Origin of the sequence: Actinomyces sp. oral taxon 897 (assembly GCF_002999235.1) — a bacterium.
In the GTDB taxonomy this organism is placed as follows: Bacteria; Actinomycetota; Actinomycetes; order Actinomycetales; family Actinomycetaceae; genus Actinomyces.
On sequence record NZ_CP027236.1, the window covers coordinates 2,416,387 to 2,437,377 of the forward strand.

At 71.0% G+C, this 20,991-nt stretch carries 9 protein-coding genes; 2 read left to right on the forward strand and 7 right to left on the reverse strand.

Annotated elements, in window-relative coordinates; translation table 11 throughout:
- Nucleotides 1–22 precede the first annotated feature (22 nt).
- The 4 genes from C3V41_RS09635 to C3V41_RS09650 all read right to left on the reverse strand — a co-directional run bounded on the left by C3V41_RS09635 (nt 23) and on the right by C3V41_RS09650 (nt 7,232).
- On the reverse strand, nt 23–1,207 hold the full coding sequence (locus C3V41_RS09635; protein ID WP_254423745.1) for a glycine C-acetyltransferase: 1,185 nt from the start codon (nt 1,205–1,207) through the stop codon (nt 23–25).
- Nucleotides 1,208–1,230: 23 nt separating this feature from the next.
- The gene (tdh, locus tag C3V41_RS09640; RefSeq protein WP_106110084.1) at nt 1,231–2,304 is read right to left on the reverse strand and encodes an L-threonine 3-dehydrogenase; all 1,074 of its coding nucleotides are present in this window, start codon (nt 2,302–2,304) and stop codon (nt 1,231–1,233) included.
- A 137-nt stretch (nt 2,305–2,441) separates the two neighbouring features.
- Nucleotides 2,442–4,289 (reverse strand): RNA-binding domain-containing protein, encoded by a 1,848-nt coding sequence (locus C3V41_RS09645; protein WP_106110085.1) that lies wholly within the window; start codon nt 4,287–4,289, stop codon nt 2,442–2,444.
- 195 nt (nt 4,290–4,484) lie between these two features.
- A complete protein-coding gene (locus tag C3V41_RS09650) occupies nt 4,485–7,232 on the reverse strand; it encodes a lysylphosphatidylglycerol synthase transmembrane domain-containing protein (protein WP_106110086.1) in 2,748 nt (915 codons plus the stop codon).
- A 566-nt stretch (nt 7,233–7,798) separates the two neighbouring features.
- Between C3V41_RS09650 and C3V41_RS09655 the strand changes: the two genes are divergently transcribed.
- A complete protein-coding gene (locus tag C3V41_RS09655) occupies nt 7,799–9,538 on the forward strand; it encodes a sialate O-acetylesterase (protein ID WP_106110087.1) in 1,740 nt (579 codons plus the stop codon).
- A gap of 715 nt (nt 9,539–10,253) precedes the next feature.
- On the opposite strand, the gene C3V41_RS09660 is transcribed toward C3V41_RS09655, so the two are convergent.
- The 3 genes from C3V41_RS09660 to C3V41_RS09675 all read right to left on the reverse strand — a co-directional run bounded on the left by C3V41_RS09660 (nt 10,254) and on the right by C3V41_RS09675 (nt 18,245).
- Entirely contained in the window at nt 10,254–13,139 is a 2,886-nt protein-coding gene (locus tag C3V41_RS09660) for a cation-translocating P-type ATPase (protein WP_106110088.1), read from the reverse strand.
- Between the two features lie 210 nt (nt 13,140–13,349).
- Nucleotides 13,350–16,898, reverse strand: a complete 3,549-nt coding sequence (locus C3V41_RS09665) for a hypothetical protein (protein WP_254423558.1) — start codon at nt 16,896–16,898, stop codon at nt 13,350–13,352.
- Between the two features lie 267 nt (nt 16,899–17,165).
- Nucleotides 17,166–18,245 (reverse strand): inositol-3-phosphate synthase, encoded by a 1,080-nt coding sequence (locus C3V41_RS09675; protein ID WP_106110089.1) that lies wholly within the window; start codon nt 18,243–18,245, stop codon nt 17,166–17,168.
- A 232-nt stretch (nt 18,246–18,477) separates the two neighbouring features.
- Here C3V41_RS09675 and C3V41_RS09680 point away from each other — a divergent pair, with 232 nt between their 5' ends.
- The gene (locus tag C3V41_RS09680) at nt 18,478–20,967 is read left to right on the forward strand and encodes a transglycosylase domain-containing protein (RefSeq protein ID WP_441299707.1); all 2,490 of its coding nucleotides are present in this window, start codon (nt 18,478–18,480) and stop codon (nt 20,965–20,967) included.
- Nucleotides 20,968–20,991: the final 24 nt, after the last annotated feature.

Consider the following 20,991-nt stretch of genomic DNA (forward strand, 5'->3'; position numbering starts at 1 on the left):
GCCAGTGCCGCTCAGGTGCCGCTCAGCGGCCCAGCTCCTCGCGCGCCTGGACAAAGGCCGCCACGCAGGCGCGCACGTCCGCCTCGCTGTGCGCGGCGCTGAGCTGGACCCGGATCCGGGCCTTACCGCGCGGCACCACCGGGAAGGAGAAGGCCGTGACGTACACGCCCAGCTCCAGCATGCGCCTGGCCACCGCCACCGCCTGGCGGGCGCCGTCCTCCCCGGGGAACATGACCGCCACAATGGGGTGGCTGCCAGGCAGCAGGCTGAAGTCGGCCTGGTCCATGAGGTCGCGGAACAGGGCGGCGCGCTGGGCCAGGTCGGCGCGCGCCTGGGCGGCCTCCCGCGCGATCTCCAGGGCCCGCAGGGAGCCCCCCACCACGGCGGGTGCCACCGTGTTGGAGAACAGGTAGGGGCGGGCGCGCTGGCGCAGGAGGTCGACGATCTCCTGCGGGCCGGTGATGTAGCCGCCGCTCGCCCCGCCCAGGGCCTTGCCCAGGGTCCCGCTCAGGACGTCCACGCGCCCCTCCACCCCGAGCAGCTCGGGCGTACCGCGCCCGCTGGCCCCCACGAAGCCGGTGGCGTGGGAGTCGTCCACCATGACCAGCGCCCCGTAGGCCTCCGCCAGGTCGCAGATGTGCGGCAGGGGCGCGTAGGAGCCGTCCATGGAGAAGACCCCGTCGGTGACGATCATGACCCGCCGTGCCCCCCACTGACGGGCAGCCGTCAGCTGGGCGCGCAGGTCAGAGACGTCGGCGTTGCGGTACCGGTAGCGCCGCGCCTTGCACAGGCGCACCCCGTCGATAATGGAGGCGTGGTTGAGCTCGTCGGAGATAATGGCGTCCTGGCTGGTCAGCAGCACGTCGAAGATGGCTCCGTTGGCGTCGAAGCAGGAGGAGAACAGGATGGTGTCCTGGTAGCCCAGCCAGTCGGCGATCGCCCGCTCCAGGGTGCGGTGCGGGGACTGGGTGCCGCAGATAAAGCGCACCGAGCTCATACCGAACCCCCACTGGTCCAGTGCCTCCTTGGCCGCCGCCACCACGCGGGGGTCATTGGCCAGGCCCAGGTAGTTGTTGGCGCAGAAGTTGAGGGCAGGGCCGGTGGTGGTGGCAATGTGCCCGGACTGAGGGGTGGTCATGACCCGCTCGTCCTTGTACAGGCCGTCGGCGCGAATGCCCTCCAGCTCCCGGGCCAGCTCGTTCCTCATGGTGTACACGGTGAATCTCCTTGTCAGACGGTCCAGTCCAGGACGACCTTGCCGCACCGCCCGCTGCGGGCGGCCTCAAAGCCCTGCTCCCACTGGTCGGCCGGGAAGCGGTGGGTAATGACGCCGCGTACGGCGTCACGCAGGGTGGGGGAGGACTCCAGCATGAAGGAGGCCTTGTACCAGGTGTCGAACATCTCTCGGCCGTAGACGCCCTGGATGGTGAGCATGTGGGTGATGACCCAGCCCCAGTCGATCGCGTAGGAGGTCTTGGGCAGGCCCAGCATGGCGATCCGGGCCCCGTGGGTGCACGCCTGCAGCATGCTCCGCACCGCCTCGGGCGCCCCGGAGATCTCCAGGCCGACGTCGAAGCCCTCCCGGATACTCAGGTCGCCCTTGACCTCCTCCAGACCCCGTTCGGTGGTGTTGACCGTGGTCAGGCGGGGTGTGCCCAGGGAGGCAGCCAGGGACAGGCGGTAGTCGGAGACGTCGGTGAGGACCACGTTGCGGGCCCCGGCGTGGCTGGCCAGGGCCGCGCACATCATGCCGATGGGGCCGGCGCCGGTGACCAGCACGTCCTCCCCGGCCAGGGGGAACTGGAGGGTGGTGTGGACGGCGTTGCCGAAGGGGTCGAACAGGGCGCCCAGGTCCGGGTCGATCTCCGCTCCCTGCAGCCACACGTTCCCGGCGGGCACCACCACGTAGTCGGCGAAGGCGCCGTCGCGGTTGACGCCGATGGAGCTGACGGCTTGGCACATCTGACGTCGTCCTGCCCGGCAGTTGCGGCAGCGCCCGCAGGTGACGTGCCCCTCCACGCTCACCCGCTGGCCCACGGACAGGGTGCCTGAGGTGGCGCCGTCCAGGGAGCTGCCCACCCCGGGGCCGAGCTCGACGATCTCGCCGTAGAACTCGTGGCCCAGGGTCTGGGGCGGATGGAGCTCGGCGGCCGCGAAGTCGTCCCAGCCGGCCAGGTGCAGGTCGGTACCGCACAGGCCGGTGCGCATGACCCGGATCTTGACCTCCCCGAAGCCGGGCGTGGGCTCGGGGACGTCCTGAAGCTCCAGGCCGGGGCCGGGCGCGGGCTTGCGTAGTGCACGCATTATGTCTCCGTTGACGTCAGGAAGGGCTGGGCACCGGTCCGCGGGGCCCACCTGCGCATATGGTAGCCCGGGAGGCCGGTGGTGACGCTCAGGTCACCGGCGGGTCAGGCCGCGTGGTCAGCCGGGGGCCGCTCCGGTCAGGCCGGGGGCCGTGCGGCCGAGGTCGCATGGTCAGCCGAGGTTGCGTGGTCAGCCGGGGCCTCACGGTCGGCCGGAGCCGTGTGGTCGGCGTCGGCTGCCGCGTCGTGGCGGGCGAAGCTGGTGGTACGTGAGCCCGGTCTGCCGTTGACGACCACCAGCCCGGCGTCCCGCAGTGCCCTGAGCGCGTAGGACGCCTGGCGTGCGCTCAGGCCGGTGGCGGCCGCCACCTGGGCGGTGCTGGCGGGGCCGTCCGCCAGTGCCTCCCAGGTGGCCGGGGCGTTCCTGCTCAGCCTGCGCAGGGCCTCCGGCGTCGTCCCGGCGGGAACCCCCTCCTGGGCCGGGCTGCCGACGGCCGGGCCAGTAGGCTGGTCCGGGCCAGGGGACTGGGCCGCGAGGGAGTAGGCCGTGGAGCCCCGGGTCCCTGTCTGCACGGCGTAGCCACGGGAGACCAGCGTGTGGAGATCCTGCCGGGCCCGCACGGTGTCCACGCCAAAGCGCCGTCGGTAGCCGGCGTTCGTCCAGGTGGTCCCGTGCCGCATGTCCACCAGGGCGTGGCGCTGGGGGACGGTGAGGTCCTGGGCACCCAGCTCGCCCAGCCACTCCAGATCCTGAGGGAGCAGGAGGGCCGCGCGTGGCACGATCGCGGTGAACCGCACACCGGTGTCCTGGAACCTGACAGGCTCCATGTCGGCGGCGGCCAGCGCCTGCTGGGCGGCACGGATTCCTGAGCCGAGGCCCTCGATGACGCGATGGCCGTCAGGAGCTGAGACAAAGGTGCAGATCTGGTAGAGGTACTCGTTGACCGCGGACTTGCCGTCACGGGTTCCGAGCTGGTCCACGCTCAGGCCGTACAGGCCTCCAGGGCTGCCAATGACCAGCTTGTCACGCAGCAGGCGGATCTCAACCCTCTTGGTCAGGGCGGGCTCGGAGAGGTCGCGGTGGACCAAGGCGTTGGCCACCAGCTCGCGGACGACCAGGGAGGGGTACTCCACCTGGTCGTAGCCGTGACCGTGACGGAACCTGATGGTGCGGTCGGCCACGCGGTCCACCCAGCTGACGGCCGCGTCCAGCATGGCGGGCACCGGGCCGGTGATGTCCAGGCGGTCGGTGGCGCGGACGCCGTCGACCGCCTCAGGGCCGGGTAGGTACGCCGCCGTAATGGACAGCGCCGGCAGGAAACGCTGAGGGTAGGTGCCGAGCGCGTACAGGCCCGCGCGGGTGAGGGTGCCGTCTTCGGTGACGACGTTGAGGTTGAGGAGGATGTCCTCCTCGGTCGCGTTGGCCAGGGCGGTGCTGCCCCGGCGGACGTTGCCCACGAAGGTGGCGACCAGCCCCGCGTCGAGGTCCTCCTTCCCGGTCGCGGCGACGCCGTGGGAGTCCTCGCGCGGACGGGTGTGGCGTAGCAGGAGCTGCTGCTCCTCCTGGGAGGACATGCGGTAGTCGCCGTCGTACTGACGCAGGTAGGCGTACTTGGTCTCACGCCAGCGGCAGGGCTTGTCCCCGTCAGAGGACTCACGCACGTTGACCGCCAGCACCGTCAGGGACCCGAGCCTGATTGTGTGGACGTCTACGCCTATGGGGGAGGAGAAGCCGTTGCGTGCCAGGTTGCTCACACGCTTGGCGAGTTCGTGTGGGTGGCTGACCCCGACGACGTTCAGCGGCTTCTCCGTGACACCCAGGAGGATCGTGCCGCCCCCGGGCAGGTTGGCGAAGGCGCTCAGCGTGGGGGCGATGGAGGACGAGGAGTACTCGGAGAAGGTCTTGGCCTCCAGGTGGAGGTTGTCCCCACCCTCCTGGTCGAGCTGAGCAAGGGCCTCGGTGAGGTCGTTGGTGTCAAGGACCATGCCAAGAAGTGTCGAGGAGGGCGGCAGAAGTGTCAAGGAGGCCAGGAAAAGTGTCTAGCTGGGCACAGATTGTGTCGAGGAGGGCTCCAGAAGTGTTGAGGAGGCCAGTGAGAGTGTCAAGGAGGGGAGCAAAAGTGTCTAGCTGGGTGGTGGGAGTGTTGAGGAGGGCGCTTGTGACTCCGGTCAGGCCCCGCCCTACAGGTCCCCGGCCTTCTGGAGGCGCTGGAGGCTCAGCCACCCCGCCGGGATGGGGATCCAGAAGGTGACCACCCGGTAGACGATCGCCGTGGACAGCGCCACACCCGAGGGGATGCCCGCGGCCACCAGGCCCGCCGTCAGCGCCACCTCGACCGGGCCGATGCCGCCGGGGGAGGGCACCACCGAGCCCACCGTGTTGGAGGCCAGGTAGGTGATAGCCAGGACGGAGAACGGCAGGGTGTAACCGAAGGCCCACAGGCTCGCCGCGAAGGACAGGATGTAGAAGGCGGTCAGCAGCATGGTGCCGCCGATCCCCACGACCAGCCGGGCCGGGTTGGTCAGCACCCACACCAGACGCGGCCAGACCTGGCGGTAGGTCGGCTCCAGCTTGGACCACACCCAGGAACGCAGCCGTGGCACCAGGCCCACGACCCCCGCCACCGCCACCAGGACGACGGCGGACACCATGATCCAGCCCGAGGGCAGTGACAGGGTGGCCGACTGCCCGGTGGCCGCCGCCACCACGACCAGCAGGATCGCGGTCACCGCGAACTGGACCACCTGCACCAGGGCGACGGTGGCCACGCCAATGGCCGTGCTCACGCCCTGCCGGTTGAGGTAGCGCAGGTTGACGGCCGCACCGCCCATGCCCGCCGGGGCCACCAGGCTCACCACCGAGGAGGCCAGGTGCACCTCGGTGCAGCGCCACACGCTCAGACGCAACGGGGAGAAGGCCACCAGGGCCAGGCCCGCCCCCAGGTAGGTGGTCAGGGAGAAGACCAGCGCCCCCAGGATCCACCACAGGTTCGCGTCCTGCACGGCGGCGCTGACCTGCTCGAAGTTCATCTGGGCCAGCAGCGTCCAGATCGCCACCATGCCAATGACCGCCATAATGACCGTGCGCGGGCTGAAGCGCTGGACCTTGGCGGGCTCGGCGTGCGCCGTCGGGGTCAGGGTCACCAGGGCGTCACGCAGCTCCTGGAGGAGCGTGCCGCGTCGTCCCATGGCCTCGCGCGTGGAACGGGGCAGCACCACCGCCTGGAGCATGGGGGCGATGGAGGCGACCTGCGCCGTCGTCAGCGCCCGGGAGGCCGAGGCGATCGCCTCCTCCACGCCCGCCACGGAGGCCGTCAGCGCCAGGGTCTGGGCCAGGTCCATGCGCCGGGAGAGCTCACTGGAGATGGTCTCCCCGTCCTCCCAGTCCAGGAGCCAGACGCGGCCGGAGACGTCCACCACCGTGGAGGTGGCGTCAATGGCCCGGTGCGCCAGCCCGGCGGCGTGGGCGCGGCGCACCTGCTCCCACAGGTCGTCCAGGAGGCCCGAGGTGGGCGTGACCTCGCCCAGGGGGCGGGCGCCCACGATGTGGTCGCTGACCATGAGCATGGACTCCCCGGACTCGGCCATTCCCGTCAGGCCGGGGACGCGGACGTTGGCGCGTCGGGCCGACAGGGTCATGAGGGCGGTGTGCTCGGCCGCCGAGCGCACCGACATGTCCCGGCTGCTGGGGGCCAGGCCGCGGATACGCATACGGTCCCACAGGGTGGACACGAACCCGGCCACCTGCCGGTCGGCGTCCAGGACGGTGACGTCGCGGCGGATGCCGCTGGTGTCCCACACGGCGTAGAGGCGGTGGTCGGACAGGGCCTCCTGGGACAGCGCGGTGGAGGAGGCCTCGGTCAGGACGGCGTCCAGGTCCACCTGCGGGTCGGGAACGATGGTCTCCGCGGGCTCCGTGGACTCCGTGTCCCCGGCGGCGTCCTGGCCGTCCTCGTCCGGGCGGGGGGAGTCGTCCTGCGCCCCCGGGCCCAGGGGCTCCTCCGGCGTGGCCCGGGGGATGATCAGGGGCGCCTCCCGGACCTGCTCGGTGTAGCCCAGGGGGCTCTGGGTGGTGACCCTCCAGGCCCGGACGTCGGGGGCGACGTCGAGGCGTACCACCCGGGCGGCGTCGATCCCGGCCCGGCGCAGGGCCCGGATGAAGGCGATCCCGAAGGCCCGCTCGTCGCGTACCCCGAAGACGTAGCGCAGGGCCAGGCCGATCCCCCGCCCCAGGAGCACGGAGATGAGGACCCCGGCCAGCGGTATGGCTCCCCGCAGGACCGACAGGGTGGTGATCGTCCACAGGGCCACCCAGGAGTAGCGCACCACCGGTGAGCTGCGCCGTTCCCCGGCCATGGTCAGCAGGGCGGCCAGCCCGGAGAAGATCACCGAGATACCGACCCGGCTGTGGCCGCTGACGACGACCGTCAGCCCGCGCACCAGGGAGTCCGGCCCCCAGGTGTTGATCATCCGCAGGACCAGGTTGCCCGAGGCGAAGCCGATGGCGGCGGCGGCGGCCGACTCCCCGGCGCTGCGCCAGGAGCGCCTCAGGAGGCACTCGATGAGTACCGCCATGGGCACGACGAAGGTCACCAGGCCCTCAATGGTCTGGATAGGCAGGACCAGGATCCTGCCGAGCACGCCGGTCAGGACGTTCTGGACGTCGTTGGTCACCGCCCTGGTGGTGGAGCTGGCGTAGATCGACAGGACCACCAGGGACGCGATCCCCAGGACTGCCAGGCCCAGGTCCAGGAGATCCTCGGCACGGTGGGTGCGCCGTGGGGCCGCGTCCACCAGGAGCGTGCTGGAGCGCGGGGCGGGCTGCTTGGGCTCGGGGGTGGTCGTGGGCGTCACCCCGATCCGGGGGATTCCCACCGGGGAGGTGGGCGGCGTGGGCGCCGCCTCGGGTGCTGGTGCCGTGTCGGTCATGCTACGAGCCTACGGGAGACGGGGTGGGGGTGCGGGGTGGATGGTGGCATGAGGCCCCACCTCTCCTTAAGGTCCCCGTGGGTGCTGTGCGGCGCGGCTGGCACGGGCCCAGATGGCGTCCTGGCGGCCGTGGTCCCTGGATGCCTGCACGGACCGTTCCCGACCTCGCTGGTATTCACGGCCGCGGTGGAGGTGGCACCCGGTTCTGTCGCAATCTGAGGATCAGAACGGAGGGCACCCTTGACCACGCCGAGGTCCAGGCCCCTGACCTGCGTGGACATTGAGTGTACAAAGGTGGGAGCGGGGTGGGGTCGCCTCTGATCCTCAGATTGCGACACGTGCGGGGATCCGGGATGACAGACGGTCGAGGAATTACTTGTGGTATTGCATAGTCAACCTAGATCTGCGTCGGGAGACATGACAGGCGGCCCGTCCTTCACCCCTCGCGACCAGGTCCTGTCGTGTCCGCACGCACTCCGCAGGCACGACGGCGCGGGTCCCCCTCTTGAGGTGTGACGACGCTAACCTGGAGGTCCGACCCGCCGAGCTCGATCACAGGAGCCTGTATGACCAGCGCCCTGACCCTTGCCACCCCCTTCACCGACCACCTGGTCCTCCAGCAGGGCAGGCCGGTCCGGGTCTGGGGGCGTGCCTCGCCCGGGGCCGACATCGAGGTGAGCCTGCTGGCCGGCCAGGACGCCACGGAGCAGGTGCTGGCCGGCGCCGTCGGGAGGAGCGACGCGGCAGGACGCTGGGAGACCGTGCTGGAGCCCCAGGAGGCGGCACGCGGGCTGCGGCTGTGGGTGTCGGACGGGGAGATGAGCGTCCTGTGCGAGGACGTGGCCGTGGGGGAGGTCTGGGTCGCGGGCGGGCAGTCCAATATGGAGTACCTCCTGGGCTTTGACGCGGAGTACGAGGCCCTGAGCGCCCTGGCGCCCGACCCTGACGTGCGTTTCCTGGACGTGGCCAAGACCTGTTACCCGGGCCAGCTGGAGGAGCACGACTACTCCGCCTTCAGCCACTGGCACACCGCCACCTACGAGGACCTCCCCTGGTTCTCCGCCGTCCCCTACTTCCTGGCCACGAGGCTGTCGCGGCGCCTGGGGGTGCCGGTCGGCGTCATCGGCTGCACCTGGGGCGGGACCCCCGGCACGACCTGGTGCCCCGCGCAGAGCCTGCGGGGCACGGGCGCGCAGGTGTGGCTCACCGAGTACGAGCAGGCCGCCGCGCGCACCACGCCGCACGCCCACCTGGCCGCCGCGCGCCGCTCGCGGATGATCGACCTGTCCCGGCCCTTCGCGGACCCCCGGTTCGTCAGGATGATGTACCCGGGCTACTCGCGCCTGGCCCAGCGCCTCATCACCCCCACCTTCCGGTACCTCACGCCCCTGCCGCTGGGTCCCGCCCACCCCGGCCGCCCCGGGGGCCTGTTCGAGACCATGGTCAGCCAGGTCGCCGGGTACACCGCCCGCGGCCTGCTGTGGTACCAGGGGGAGTCCGACTGGCCGCACCCCCAGGCCTACGCCGACGTCATGGGCGCCGTCGTCTCCTCCTGGCGCCAGGCCTGGGGGGAGGACCTGCCCTTCCTGGCCGTCGAGCTGGCGCCCCTCCAGGAGTGGCTGGGCACCTCGGGCGACGCCTTCCCCCTGATCCGGGCGGCCCAGGCGCAGGTGGCCGACACCGTCCCGGGCGTGTGGCTGGCTACCAACGGCGACGGCGGCATGCGCTGGGACATCCACCCCAAGCGCAAGCGGCCCGTGGCCGAGCGGCTCACCCTCCTGGCGCTGCGGCACGTCTACGACCAGGACGTGGACGCCGATGCCCCGGTGGCGCGGCGGGCCGTGCGCCGCGGCAGGCAGGTGGTCATTGAGGTCGACCACGGCCAGGGGCTGGTGGTTGATGCTGGTCGGGTTGGTGGGCAGGGGCCGGTGGTTGGCCCTGGTCGTGGTGGGTCGGGGTGGGTGGCTGATGCTGGTCGTGGTGGGCGGGTGGCCGATGCCGACCGGGTCGGCGGCCTGGGCCGCCAGGTGGCTGGCGTCCTGGCTGGGCACTGGCCTGCTGCCGGGCGTCGGGACTCTTCGCAGGTGGATGAGGGCCCCGGCGTCGTGGAGCTCACCGTCTACCCGCCGTCGGGAGTGCCCAGGCTGCGCGCTCGCGGCCACGTGGAGGGTGACCGCCTGGTCGTCCGGGCCCCGGTGCCGGTGGGCAGCCAGATTCGTTACGCCTGGTCAGGCTGGTTCACCACGGTGGTGCGCAATGGCGCCGGGATCCCCATGCGCCCCTTCTGCCTGGTCGTGCAGGAGTAAGGCGGCCCGCTCACCCCGCCCTCCGCCCCCGCGGCGCGCGAGCCCCCGCGAGAACGGTACTTATTCGTCGCGAGAACGGTACTTATTGCTCGTGAGAACGGTACTTATTCGTCGCGAGAACGGTACTTGTTTGCCGTGAGAACGGGCGCTGTTCGTGACCGTGGGGTGGCGGGTGCCTGGGTCTGCCGCGGTCTGGGGCCTTGGGACAGGGGGCGCCCTGCTCCAGGTTCCGGTGGCTTGCTGTCAGCGTAGGTCAGGGGACGACTCCCCGGTTCCCGTACACCGCCCTGTACTCAGGTCACTGTGCGAGTAAGGGCTCACCACCCGGGGTGGGCTGGTGTGCTGTGTCACCGACATGACGACGTCGGCCATCGCCCGGGGCGGGTATGGCGCGGACCGTGTGCCGCCGTGCGGGTAGAGGGCGCCAGACCCCGAGGGCGCAAGTGCTCTGGGCGCCACCACCGTGTGCGTAGGGGTCGCCACCGAGCGGCGGCTGACCACCAGCGTCCGCAGCCGCCACCGTGTGGGTTAGGAACCGCCAGCGGTCCTCTCCGGGGGCGGGGTACCCGAAGAGGACCGGGAGCGGCGGCCACGGTCACGAACAGCACCCGTTCTCACGGCGAATAAGTACCGTTCTCGCGAGGAACAAGTACCGTTCTCACGGCGAATAAGTACCGTTCTCGCGGAGAGCAGGCGGAGAGAGGGCGGGGCGGGGCTAGCGGCGTCGGGCGCGGTGGACGAGCTTGCGCGCCTCGTCGACCCACAGCACCAGGGAGGCCATGGCCACGCAGACCACCCAGTGGGTCAGGTCCAGCGACGTCGTGGAGAAGGCCGCCTGGAGGAGGGGCACCTCCACCACCGCCACCTGCAGCACCACGCCCAGGGCGATCGACCCCCACAGCCACCTGTTGACGAACAGGTTCCTGAAGGCGCTGACGCTCTCCGAGCGGGAGTTGACCGTGTTGAACAGCTGGGCCAGGACCAGGGTGGTGAAGCCCGCCGTGCGCGCCGTCTCCAGGGAGTCGGTGGACAGAGACGTGTCAATGAGCCCGCCGGGCAGGAACAGGTCAATGGTGGCCAGCACCGCCGCGCCCATGACCAGGCCGATCAGCAGGATGCCGCCCCACATGGAGCCGTCCACCACGCGGTCGGTGGGGCGGCGCGGCGGGCGTGCCATGACGTCCTCCACGCTGGGGTCCACGCCCATGGCCAGGGCCGGGGCGGAGTCGGTGACCAGGTTGATCCACAGGATCTGGGTGGCCACCAGGGGCAGGACGACGCCGGAGCCGCTGGCGTGCTCGGACAGGCCGATGACCCCGGCCAGGACCACCCCGCCGAAGACGGTCATGACCTCGCCCATGTTGGACGACAGCAGGTAGCGCAGGAACTTCTTGATGTTGTCGAAGATCCGGCGCCCCTCGCGGATCGCCGCCACAATGGTGGCGAAGTTGTCGTCCGCCAGGACCATGGTGGCGGCCTCCTTGGTCACCTGGGTGCCGGTGACGCCCATGGCCACGCCGATGTCGGCGGCGCGCAGGGCGGGGGCGTCGTTGACGCCGTCGCCCGTCATGGACACGGTGTGCCCCTGGGCCTGGAGGGCTGAGACGATCCGCATCTTGTGCTCGGGGGCCACGCGCGCGTACACGCTCACCTCGCGCACGGCGGCGCGCAGGGCGGGGGCGTCCATGCCGGAGAGCTCACGGCCGGTGAGCACCCGGGCGCCCGGCCCCACGATCCCCAGGTCGGTGGCGATGCGCCCGGCCGTGGCGGGGTGGTCGCCGGTGATCATGAGCACGCGCACGCCCGCCCGGTGGGCCTCGGCGACGGCGTCGGCCGCCTCCGGGCGCGGGGGGTCGATAATGCCGACCACACCGGCCAGGGTCAGCCCCTTCTCCACCTGGTCGAACCGGTCCTCGTCCCCCTCGCCCCCGGCCCGGGCGGCCGCCACCTCGTCGTCCGACAGGTCCCGGTAGGCCACCGCCAGGGTGCGCAGGGCCCGCGAGGACATGCCCGTGATCTCGGCCGTGAAGTGCTCACGCAGGCCCGGGGTCAGCTCCTGGGCGACGCCGTCCACACGCACGTGGGTGCAGCGCTCCAGGAGCACGTCCGGGGCGCCCTTGGAGAGCATGACGGTGGTGTCGTGGGCGGCGTCGGCGTAGACCACGCTCATGAGCTTGCGCTCGGAGGTGAAGGGCACCTCACCGATCCGGGTGAAGCGGCCCTGGCGGGAGCCCTCGGTCCCCAGCTTGCGCTCGGCCACCAGGAAGGCGCCCTCGGTGGGGTCGCCCAGCACCCGCCACACCCCGTCCTCCTGGGACAGCTGGGCGTCCGAGGCCATGGCGCCCCCGGAGAGGACCACGGTCACCTCGTCACGCAGGGCGTCGGACAGGGGCTCGACGTCGGGGCGGCCGTCCCGGTCCGCGTCGGGGGCCACGTCCCCCTCGGGGGCGTAGCCGATACCGGTGACCACCATGGAGCCCGAGGCGGTGACGACCTCCTGGATGGTCATCTCCGACTTGGTCAGGGTCCCGGTCTTGTCCGAGCAGATGACCGACGCCGACCCCAGGGTCTCCACGCTGGTGAGCTTCTTGACCACGGCCTGGTGCAGGGCCATGCGCTGCACACCCAGGGCCAGGACCACCGACAGGATCGCGGGCAGCCCCTCGGGCACGGCCGCCACCGCCAGGGAGACCCCCAGCAGGAGGGCGTCGATAATGGTGTCGGCCTCGTGGGTGGGGCTCAGGGCCAGCAGGGTGCCCACCACGACCACCGCGATGACCACCACGACCACCCCCAGCATCTTGGAGATCTGGGCGATCTCCCGGCTCAGCGGGGTGGGGGTGTCCGGGGCGGCGTCGAGCATGGCGGCAATGGCCCCCATCTCGGTGTCGGCGCCCGTGGCGGTGACCACGGCGCGGCCGGTGCCCTGGGCCACGGAGGTGCCGCGGTAGACGTTGCCGGTGCGCTCGGCCAGGACCGCGTCGGGGGCGACGGCGGCCGAGGACTTGCTCACGGCGTCGGCCTCACCGGTCAGGGAGGACTCAATGACGCGCAGGGAGGCGGCGCTCACCAGGCGGGCGTCGGCCCCCACCTGGTCGCCCTCGCCCAGGAGCAGGACGTCGCCCACCACCAGGTCGGCGCTGGGGACCTCCACGCGGGCGCCGTCACGCAGGACCGTGGATGTGGCGCGGGTCATGGCGCTCAGGGCGGCGACGGCGTCGGCCGCCCGGCTCTCCTGGACGAACCCCAGGACCGCGTTGAGGACCACGACGGCGGCCACCACGACGGCGTCCACGGGCACCCCGTGCGCCCCCTCCAGGATCCAGGCGATCACGGAGATGACGATGGCGGCCAGGAGGAGGTAGACCAGGGGGTCGGCGAACTGCTCCAGGAAGCGGCGCCAGGCGGGAGGCGGCGGGGAGGAGGGCAGCTCGTTGGGGCCGTCGGCCTCCAGGCGGCGGGCGGCCTCGGGGCCGCTCAGGCCCCGGTCGGGGTCGGTGCCGAGCTCACGGGCGATGGCGGCGGCGTCCCGGTGGTAGGAGTCGGCCACGAAGGCGTGGTAGGAGCCCGTGGGTGGGGCTGTCTGTCTGGTTGCAGGCATACCTGCTATCCCACCAGAGGCTGCGACGGCGTGCGCAGTGAGGTGACACACCCCATGGGGCTTTCCGGGGCCGGCGGGCCCGGGTGCGCTAAGGGCGCGGGGATGCGCCCCGCCGGGCCGGCTGCGCCTCAGTACGCGAGCGGCGCCCCGCCGGGCCCAGGTGCATCAGGGGCGCGGGTCCCCTCAGCGCACCTGGGCCCGGCGTCGGTCTCAGCGCAGCTCCACCAGGCTGGGCTGGAGGCCCAGGGTGCCCACCAGCTGCTCCCGGTAGGTCGGTGAGGTGACCTCGTCGCGCCAGGCGCGTGCCCGGGCCAGGCGTCCCTCAATGTCCAGCCGGGCAATGACCTCCTCGTTGCCCTGCGCCGTCGAGAAGCGGGTGAGGTCGGCGATGGCCAGGTCGGCCTGGGCCAGGTCCCGGGCGACCTTGGCGTCCAGCCGCTGGGCGTACCAGGACGAGGACAGGATGTTCTCCCGCTCGAACAGGGCGCGGAACTCCGGGCTGGTCAGGGTCCAGCCCTCCCGGGAGCGGCCCTCGGCCATGATCTCCAGCAGGGCGCGCACCGGCGGGGCCGCCCACTCGATGGAGCCGTCCGCCATGTACTTGCGGGCCACCACCTCGTGGGTGGTGACAATGACGTCCACGGAGTCGGCGAACACCTGCGGGTCCTGCAGCTCGGGGCGCAGCATCTCCTCGGTGAACAGCACGTCCGGGTGCAGGAAGATACGACCGAAGTACGTGGAGGCGAAGGCCTCGTTCATACGGTAGCCCAGGCGGGAGGCCTGGACGGTGCGGCCCTGGTACTCAAAGTCCTCGATCCGCTCCAGGAAGCCGTCCCGGATCAGGGTGGCGGCGTCGCGCTCCTGGGGCGTCATGCGCGAGAAGACCTCCGGCACGAGCAGGGAGATGTCGTGGGCCACCTTGACCTTGGGGCCGATGTAGCCCGCCGAGGACAGCCACCCGTCGTAGCCGCCCAGGGCGTAGGACAGCAGCGCGGCGTTGAGGTCGAAGACGGCCGGCAGGGCGTTGAAGGGCGCCTTGGTCAGGGCCCCCTCGCTGCCGGCCCCCGTGGTGGAGGGGGACTTGCCGGTCATGGAGGAGATGAACTCCATGAACAGCTCGGGCAGCTCCATGTAGTGCAGCGGGTTGTAGGCGCACAGGGCCGGCACGCCCTCCTCGGGCGGGTTGTTGCGACGTCCTGCGGCCACCACGTCCACGGTGTGGGCCAGGGGCCGGTCCAGGGGGAGGTCGTGGTACAGGTGGCTGGAGATGTCGGCGAGCTCGGCCTCGCGCGGGTCGGCGACGTCGGGCCGCAGCTGGAGGTAGCGCGGGTTCTTGGAGGGGACGCCGTTGACCAGGCGCGGGTTGGCGCTGGAGACCCAGTAGGTCTCCCGGGAGGGGTCGACGGCGTCGGGCAGGGCGGCGGCCCGGCGCACCAGGTCGGCCATGGGCTCGGTGAACCGGGACAGGCCGGGGGCGTCGTCCACCATGGCGCGGGCGTCGGCGGGGGTCAGCGGCTGGAAGTTGGAGATAAAGGTGCCGGGGCGCGACATGTCCGCCTCGGTCTGCTTGTCGTAGCCGCGCACGATGGCGTCGTCGGGGCGCTGGAAGAGCAGGCGCTCGCAGTTGGCCACCACCTTGCGCGACAGGGGCGTCGCGCCGGCAGAGGCGCCGGCGCTGGCGGGGGCGCCAGCGGTAAGGGCGCCGGCACCGTCAGCGGGCACCGCGTCACCGGTCTGGTCGGCCAGGGCCGCCCCGGGCACCACGACGGAGGCCGTAATGTCGTCCTCCGTCTGCACCTTGGCGGCCGGGGAGAAGTCCGGGCGCAGGGTCAGCAGGCGCCAGGCGCCGTCGTCCTCAAAGCCCACGCGCAGCATATTGACCTTGAGGACCTCCCCGTCCAGGCGCAGCGCGTTGCCCTTGCGGCCGTTAATGACCGACACCGAGAAGTGGGAGCGCCAGTCCTGCCCCCAGCTGGGCTGCCAGTAGCGCTTGACCCAGAACAGGAGCTCCTTGACGTGGGCGGGAATGGCCTCCAGGAAGGCGTTGTACTCCTGCGTGTACCTCTCCGAGGGCGTCAGGAGCTTAATGACGCTGCCCAGGCTCCGCTCCTGGGACAGGACCGGGCGGTGGTCGGTGCCGCGCCGGGCCGGGTCGGCGAAGCGCTGGGAGTAGTCGCGCTCCAGCAGGGCGGCCACGGCGTCGAGGTCGGCGTCCACGTCCGCGACGTAGGCCTCCCCGAACACGAAGGCGTCCAGGAGCGACTTGGAGATCTCCGACTTGCCGCCGCCGGAGACCGTGGCGGGCTTGTGCGCCTGGGTGACGCGCTGGGAGGTGCCCACCAGGTGCCACTGGGTGGCGTCGCCCTCGCGGTGCTTGGCGTGGATGCGGTAGCCCGACGGCGTCACGTAGGTGGTGTCCACGTGCAGCGGGATGGACACGCTCCGGGTCCCCTCCCCCTGGGCCAGCTCCCAGCTGACCGTCTGGGTGCGCATGGAGTACCTGGCGCCCGCCGGCACCATGACGATGCTCGGGTCGGCGGCGCACACGGCCGAGCCGTCGCCCGCGGGGGTGAACACGCCCGGGTTGAGCGCCAGGACGTGCTCCACGCTGGCCCAGTCGGGGGAGTGGGTGTCCACGTACTCCTGGCCCAGGTTGTAGCGGGGGAAGGCCTGGGCCCCGCCGGAGTGCTCCTCCTCCACGCAGCCGAAGAGGTTGGCCGAGTACCCGATCTGGGTCTTGACCTCCTTCTTGCAGTAGCCGAAGTAGTTGTCGGCGATGACGGTGACGATGACGCCCCGCTCGTCACGGGCGCAGACCTTGAAGGCCTTGCCGTTGTTGTACAGCTCGGCCTCGTCCTTGAAGCACTGCCCGTCGCGGCGCTCCCGCTCGCTGGCGTCCTCCCAGGACGGCAGGCCCAGCTCCTTCTTGGTCAGGCGGGTCAGGTGGGGGGCCAGGATGACGCAGCCGGTGTGCCCGGTCCAGGACTCCGGGGCCAGGGAGGCGTCGTTCTCCGGCAGGTAGGGGTCGCCGCCGTTGCCGAAGATCCCCTCGACGAAGTCCAGGTTGGCCACCAGGCCGCCAGGGGCGATGAACCGGATCTCCATGGAGCGCTCACCGCAGAACCCGGGCACGGCCGGGACGACGACGGGGCGCAGCAGCAGGGAGACGAAACAGTGGGCCGGGGTGGGGGCGGTAGCCGTCCAGGGCAGGGTCAGCAGGTCCTGCGGGGGGCGGAGGGCGGCGTCAAGCAGGCGGGCGAACACGTCCTTGCGCACGGCGATCTTGTCGTCCGGGATAGGCAGGCCCCCGGTGGCCACGTGGAAGACCCCGGCGGTGGTACGGCGGTCGTTGCGCGGGTTGTGCAGGACGCCGTTGAGGACCGTGAAGGACTCCACGTACTCGCTGCGGAAGCTGGTGGCGTCGGCGGGCAGCGCCAGGGCGCGCGCCAGGCCGCTCTGGTCCAGCACGAAGGTGGAGCGCGGCAGGCTGGGGCGCACCGGCGCGTCCTCCAGGTAGGAGTCCAGGAAGCGCTGGACACGGTGGTCGGCGGCGCAGGGGCGGTGGGCCAGGCGGCGGGAGAGCTCGCGCTGGCGGGCGAGGATCGGGCCCACGAGGCTGTCGGTCTCGGCGTCACCGGTGCCCTGGGGGGCCGGCAGGCCCAGGAGGCGCAGGCGCAGGGCGATCGCGGCGGCGGTGTACTCGGGGGAGCTGACCGCGTTCTGCGAGGTGGTCTCGTTGGCAGCAGAAGTGGCTTCCATGGGACTCACAGTAGTCGCGTCCGCGCTGGCGGGCCCGGGCAGGTGCGTGGCAGGACGTGTGAGCCCGGGCTCTCAGGGGCGCGGGGCCGGGCGGGAGCGGCCCCAGGGCAGGGCCAGCCCCGGGGCGGGGTCAGCCCGGGGAGCGGCCCCGGGGCGGGGCCGATCGGGGCCAGCCTCGGGGCGGGGCCGACAGGGAGCCGGGCCGGGCGCGAGGCCGGGGTTGGCTCCTGGACCACTGGGCCGGCTGCCCCGCCGCGGTCCGGGCCTTCAGCGCTCGCGGGTCCCGGCGATGAACTCCTCCACGCTGCGGCGCGCCTCCTCGTCGGGGCGCTGCTCCATGGGCGACTTCATAAAGTAGGAGGCGGCGCTCAGCAGCTCCCCGCCAATGCCCCGGTCCAGGGCGATCTTGGCGGCGCGCACGGCGTCGATGACGATGCCCGCGGAGTTGGGCGAGTCCCACACCTCCAGCTTGTACTCCACGGAGATGGGGGCGTCGCCGAAGTTGCGGCCCTCCAGGCGCACGTAGGCCCACTTGCGGTCGTCGAGCCAGGCCACGTGGTCCGAGGGGCCGATGTGCACGTCGCGGTCGTCCAGGCGCTGGGCCAGGTTGGACTGCACGGCGTTGGTCTTGGAGATCTTCTTGGACTCCAGGCGGCTCCTCTGGAGCATGTTCTTGAAGTCCATGTTGCCGCCCACATTGAGCTGGTAGGTGCGGTCCAGCACGCAGCCGCGCTCCTCGAACAGGCGTGCGAGCACCCGGTGGGTGATGGTGGCGCCGAGCTGGCTCTTGATGTCGTCACCCACGATCGGCACCCCGGCGGCGGCGAACTTCTCGCTCCACTCCCGGGTGGAGCCGATGAACACCGGCATGCAGTTAATGAAGGCGCAGTGGGCGTCGATGGCGCACTGGGCGTAGAAGCGGGCGGCCTCCTCGCTGCCCACCGGCAGGTAGGACACGAGCACGTCCACCTTCGCCTGCCTCAGGGCGGCCACGACGTCGACCGGCTCGGCGTCGGACTCGGTGATGGTGGCCCGGTAGTAGTCCCCCAGGCCGTCCAGGGTCACCCCGCGCTGGACGACCACCCCGGTGGGGGCGACGTCGGCGATGTGGATGGTGTTGTTCTGTGAGGCGTTGATGGCATCGGCCAGGTCGAGGCCCACCTTGGCGGCGTCGACGTCGAAGGCCGCCACGAAGTCCAGGTCGCGCACGTGGTAGCCGCCGAAGTCCACGTGCATGAGGCCCGGGACGGTGTCGGTGGCCTTGGCGTCACGGTAGTAGGTGACGCCCTGGACGAGGGAGGAGGCGCAGTTTCCGACGCCGACGATCCCGACACGGATGGTGCTCATGGTGCTCCTTGTAGGTGGGTATGATCCTGGGAAGGGGTGGATGCCGGACAAGACTAGATCGATCTAGTGCCGTTGGGAGCCATCCGGCGTGCAGTGTGACGCGACTCTCGGCGCCTGGGGGGCTGTGACGTGTCCGCTACCGGTCCCGGTGGTTCCTATGGTGATACTGGTGGTGGAAACGGGGGTGGGCGGCCCTCGCCCCGCAGCCCCAATCGACGGAAACGAGGACCACGTGGCTGGAAGCAATGCGCCTGGATCCCGGCGCCCGGGCAAGCTGGCCCAGGCGGCGGCGGTCGAGCCCGCTGTCAGGAAGACCAAGAAGAAGCCCGGGGCCTCCGGGCGACCACCCCGGGGCGGCAAGGACGCCAAGGGGCCCGGCGCCGGACGGCGGCGTCGCTTCTTCAACTACCCGCGGGCGGGCAAGGGGCCGATCCGGCGCTGGGTGCCCAGCTGGCGGTTCGTGCTGGGCTCCTTCCTGCTCATGATCGCCCTGCTCTTCGGCGGCTTCATTACCGCCTACACGGTGATCGAGATCCCCAACGTCTCCCAGTTCGCCCTGGCCACCACCTCGGTCGTGTACTACAACGACGGCACCACGGAGATGGGCAGGTTCGCCGAGGTGAACCGCAACATTATCGACACCTCCGCCCTGCCGGACTACGTGGGCAACGCCGTCGTGGCCAGTGAGGACCGCACCTTCTACAGCAACAAGGGCATTGACCCCAAGGGTATTGTCAGGGCGCTGTGGAACAACCTCTCCGGCGGCTCCCAGCAGGGTGCCTCGACACTTACCCAGCAGTACGTCAAGAACTACTACGTGGATACCACGGGATCCTATGCGGGTAAGTTCGAGCAGGCCATTATGGCGATCAAGATCGACCACTCCAAGACCAAGAAGGAGATTCTCGACTCCTACCTCAACACGGTGTACTTCGGGCGCGGGGCCTACGGTATCGACGCGGCCGCCCAGGCGTTCTTCGGGAAGGGTGCGGCGAGCCTGACCATCTCCGAGTCCGCCCTCCTGGCCGGGATCCTGCCCGCCCCCAGCGCCTACGACCCCGCCGTCAGCCCGCAGACGGCTAAGGACCGCTGGGCGCGGGTGCTGCAGTTCATGGCCGAGGACGGCTACATTACCGAGCAGGAGCGCTCCGCCGCCGTCTTCCCCACCACGGTCGAGGACACCCAGACCGAGACCTACGGCGGCTCCAACGGCTACCTGCTGCAGATGGTGCGCGCCGAGCTCAGGGACAGCGCCAAGCTGACCGACGACCAGATCGACGCCGGCGGCTACCAGATCGTCACCACGATCAGCAAGGAGGACCAGGACGCGGCGGTCGCCGCCGTCAAGGCCCTGCCGTCGGGCTACTCGAGCAACCTCAAGGTGGCGCTGGTGTCCATGGACGCCACGAACGGCGGCATACTGGCCCTCTACGGCGGGTCGGACTTCCTGACCAACCAGGTCAACTCCGCCACCTCCGCCATCGCCCAGGCAGGATCCACCTACAAGCCCTTTGCCCTGGTGGCGGCCCTGGAGAACGGGGCCACCCTGGCCAACACGTTTGACGGCAGCTCGCCGCAGACCATTGACGGCACGCAGTTCCAGAACTTCCAGAACGTCTCCTACGGAATGGTCAACCTGGTCAGGGCCACCCAGGACTCGATCAACACCGCGTACCTCCACCTCAATGACGCCGTCGGCCCGGAGAAGACCAATGACGTCGCCGTCCGGGCGGGGTACCCCCAGGACACCCAGGGGATGAACACCTACCTCCAGAACGTGCTGGGATCCGCGTCCCCGCACACGCTGGACATTGCCACGGCGTACACCACATTCGCCTCACAGGGGACGCGCTACACGCCGCACATTATCTCCAAGACAACGAACAAGTCCGGGGACGTGGTCTACAGCGGACCGACGAGCGGTGAGAAGGTGTTCGACGACGACGTCATGGCGGATGCCACCTACGCCATGCAGCAGGTGGTCAAGAACGGGTCGGGTAAGACCGCCCAGGAGCTGGGACGGCCGGTGGCGGCCAAGACGGGCTCCTCCTCGGACAACAAGTCCGCGCAGTTCGCGGGCTTCACCCCCCAGATCGCGACCGCGGTCACGCTCTACCAGAGCGGCCCCAATGGTGAGGAGGAATCCATTACGCCGTGGGGTGACTATGACGAGATCACAGGCTCGACCTACCCGGCGGACATCTTCACCACGTACATGAAGACCGCCCTGAAGGACCTGGAGGTCAAGGACTTCCCGGACCGCAGCTCGGGCTCCTCCCAGCCGGGCAAGCTCGGTGGGGGCGGTGCGCTTGCCCCCCAGCAGGAGAGCACCGCGACCGCCCAGCCGCAGGAGCCCGTCGAGCCCGGCAACCAGTCCACCGGCGCCCCGGAGCCCGGTAACGGCAGGCTCCAGAACCCGGAGCCCGGTGGCACCGGCCGTCAGAACCCCGGTGGCGACAACGGTGATGACAACGGCGGCGGGGGCGGCAACGGCCAGAACCCCGGCGGTGGCAATGGCCAGAACCCCGGCGGCGAGAACGGCGGCGGGGGCGGCAACGGCCAGAACCCCGGCGGCGAGAACGGCGGCGGCCAGAACCCCGGCGGCGGTGGCAATGGTGGTGCCGAGAACCCCGGCGGCGGTGGCAATGGTGGTGCCGAGAACCCCAATCCTCCCGGTGGCGGGGACGGCGGCAACCACGGAGGCGGCGGGGTCAATAACTAGCAGCCACTCCCCCCTTACGCGAGA

Excerpts from the sequence above, each read along its gene's own strand:
- C3V41_RS09655 (WP_106110087.1), top strand. The coding sequence starts at position 7,799 with ATGACCAGCGCCCTGACCCTTGCCACCCCCTTCACCGACCACCTGGTC.
- C3V41_RS09660 (WP_106110088.1), bottom strand. The coding sequence starts at position 13,139 with ATGCCTGCAACCAGACAGACAGCCCCACCCACGGGCTCCTACCACGCC.
- C3V41_RS09675 (WP_106110089.1), bottom strand. The coding sequence starts at position 18,245 with ATGAGCACCATCCGTGTCGGGATCGTCGGCGTCGGAAACTGCGCCTCC.
- C3V41_RS09665 (WP_254423558.1), bottom strand. The coding sequence starts at position 16,898 with ATGGAAGCCACTTCTGCTGCCAACGAGACCACCTCGCAGAACGCGGTC.
- C3V41_RS09635 (WP_254423745.1), bottom strand. The coding sequence starts at position 1,207 with ATGAGGAACGAGCTGGCCCGGGAGCTGGAGGGCATTCGCGCCGACGGC.
- C3V41_RS09645 (WP_106110085.1), bottom strand. The coding sequence starts at position 4,289 with ATGGTCCTTGACACCAACGACCTCACCGAGGCCCTTGCTCAGCTCGAC.
- C3V41_RS09650 (WP_106110086.1), bottom strand. The coding sequence starts at position 7,232 with ATGACCGACACGGCACCAGCACCCGAGGCGGCGCCCACGCCGCCCACC.
- tdh (WP_106110084.1), bottom strand. The coding sequence starts at position 2,304 with ATGCGTGCACTACGCAAGCCCGCGCCCGGCCCCGGCCTGGAGCTTCAG.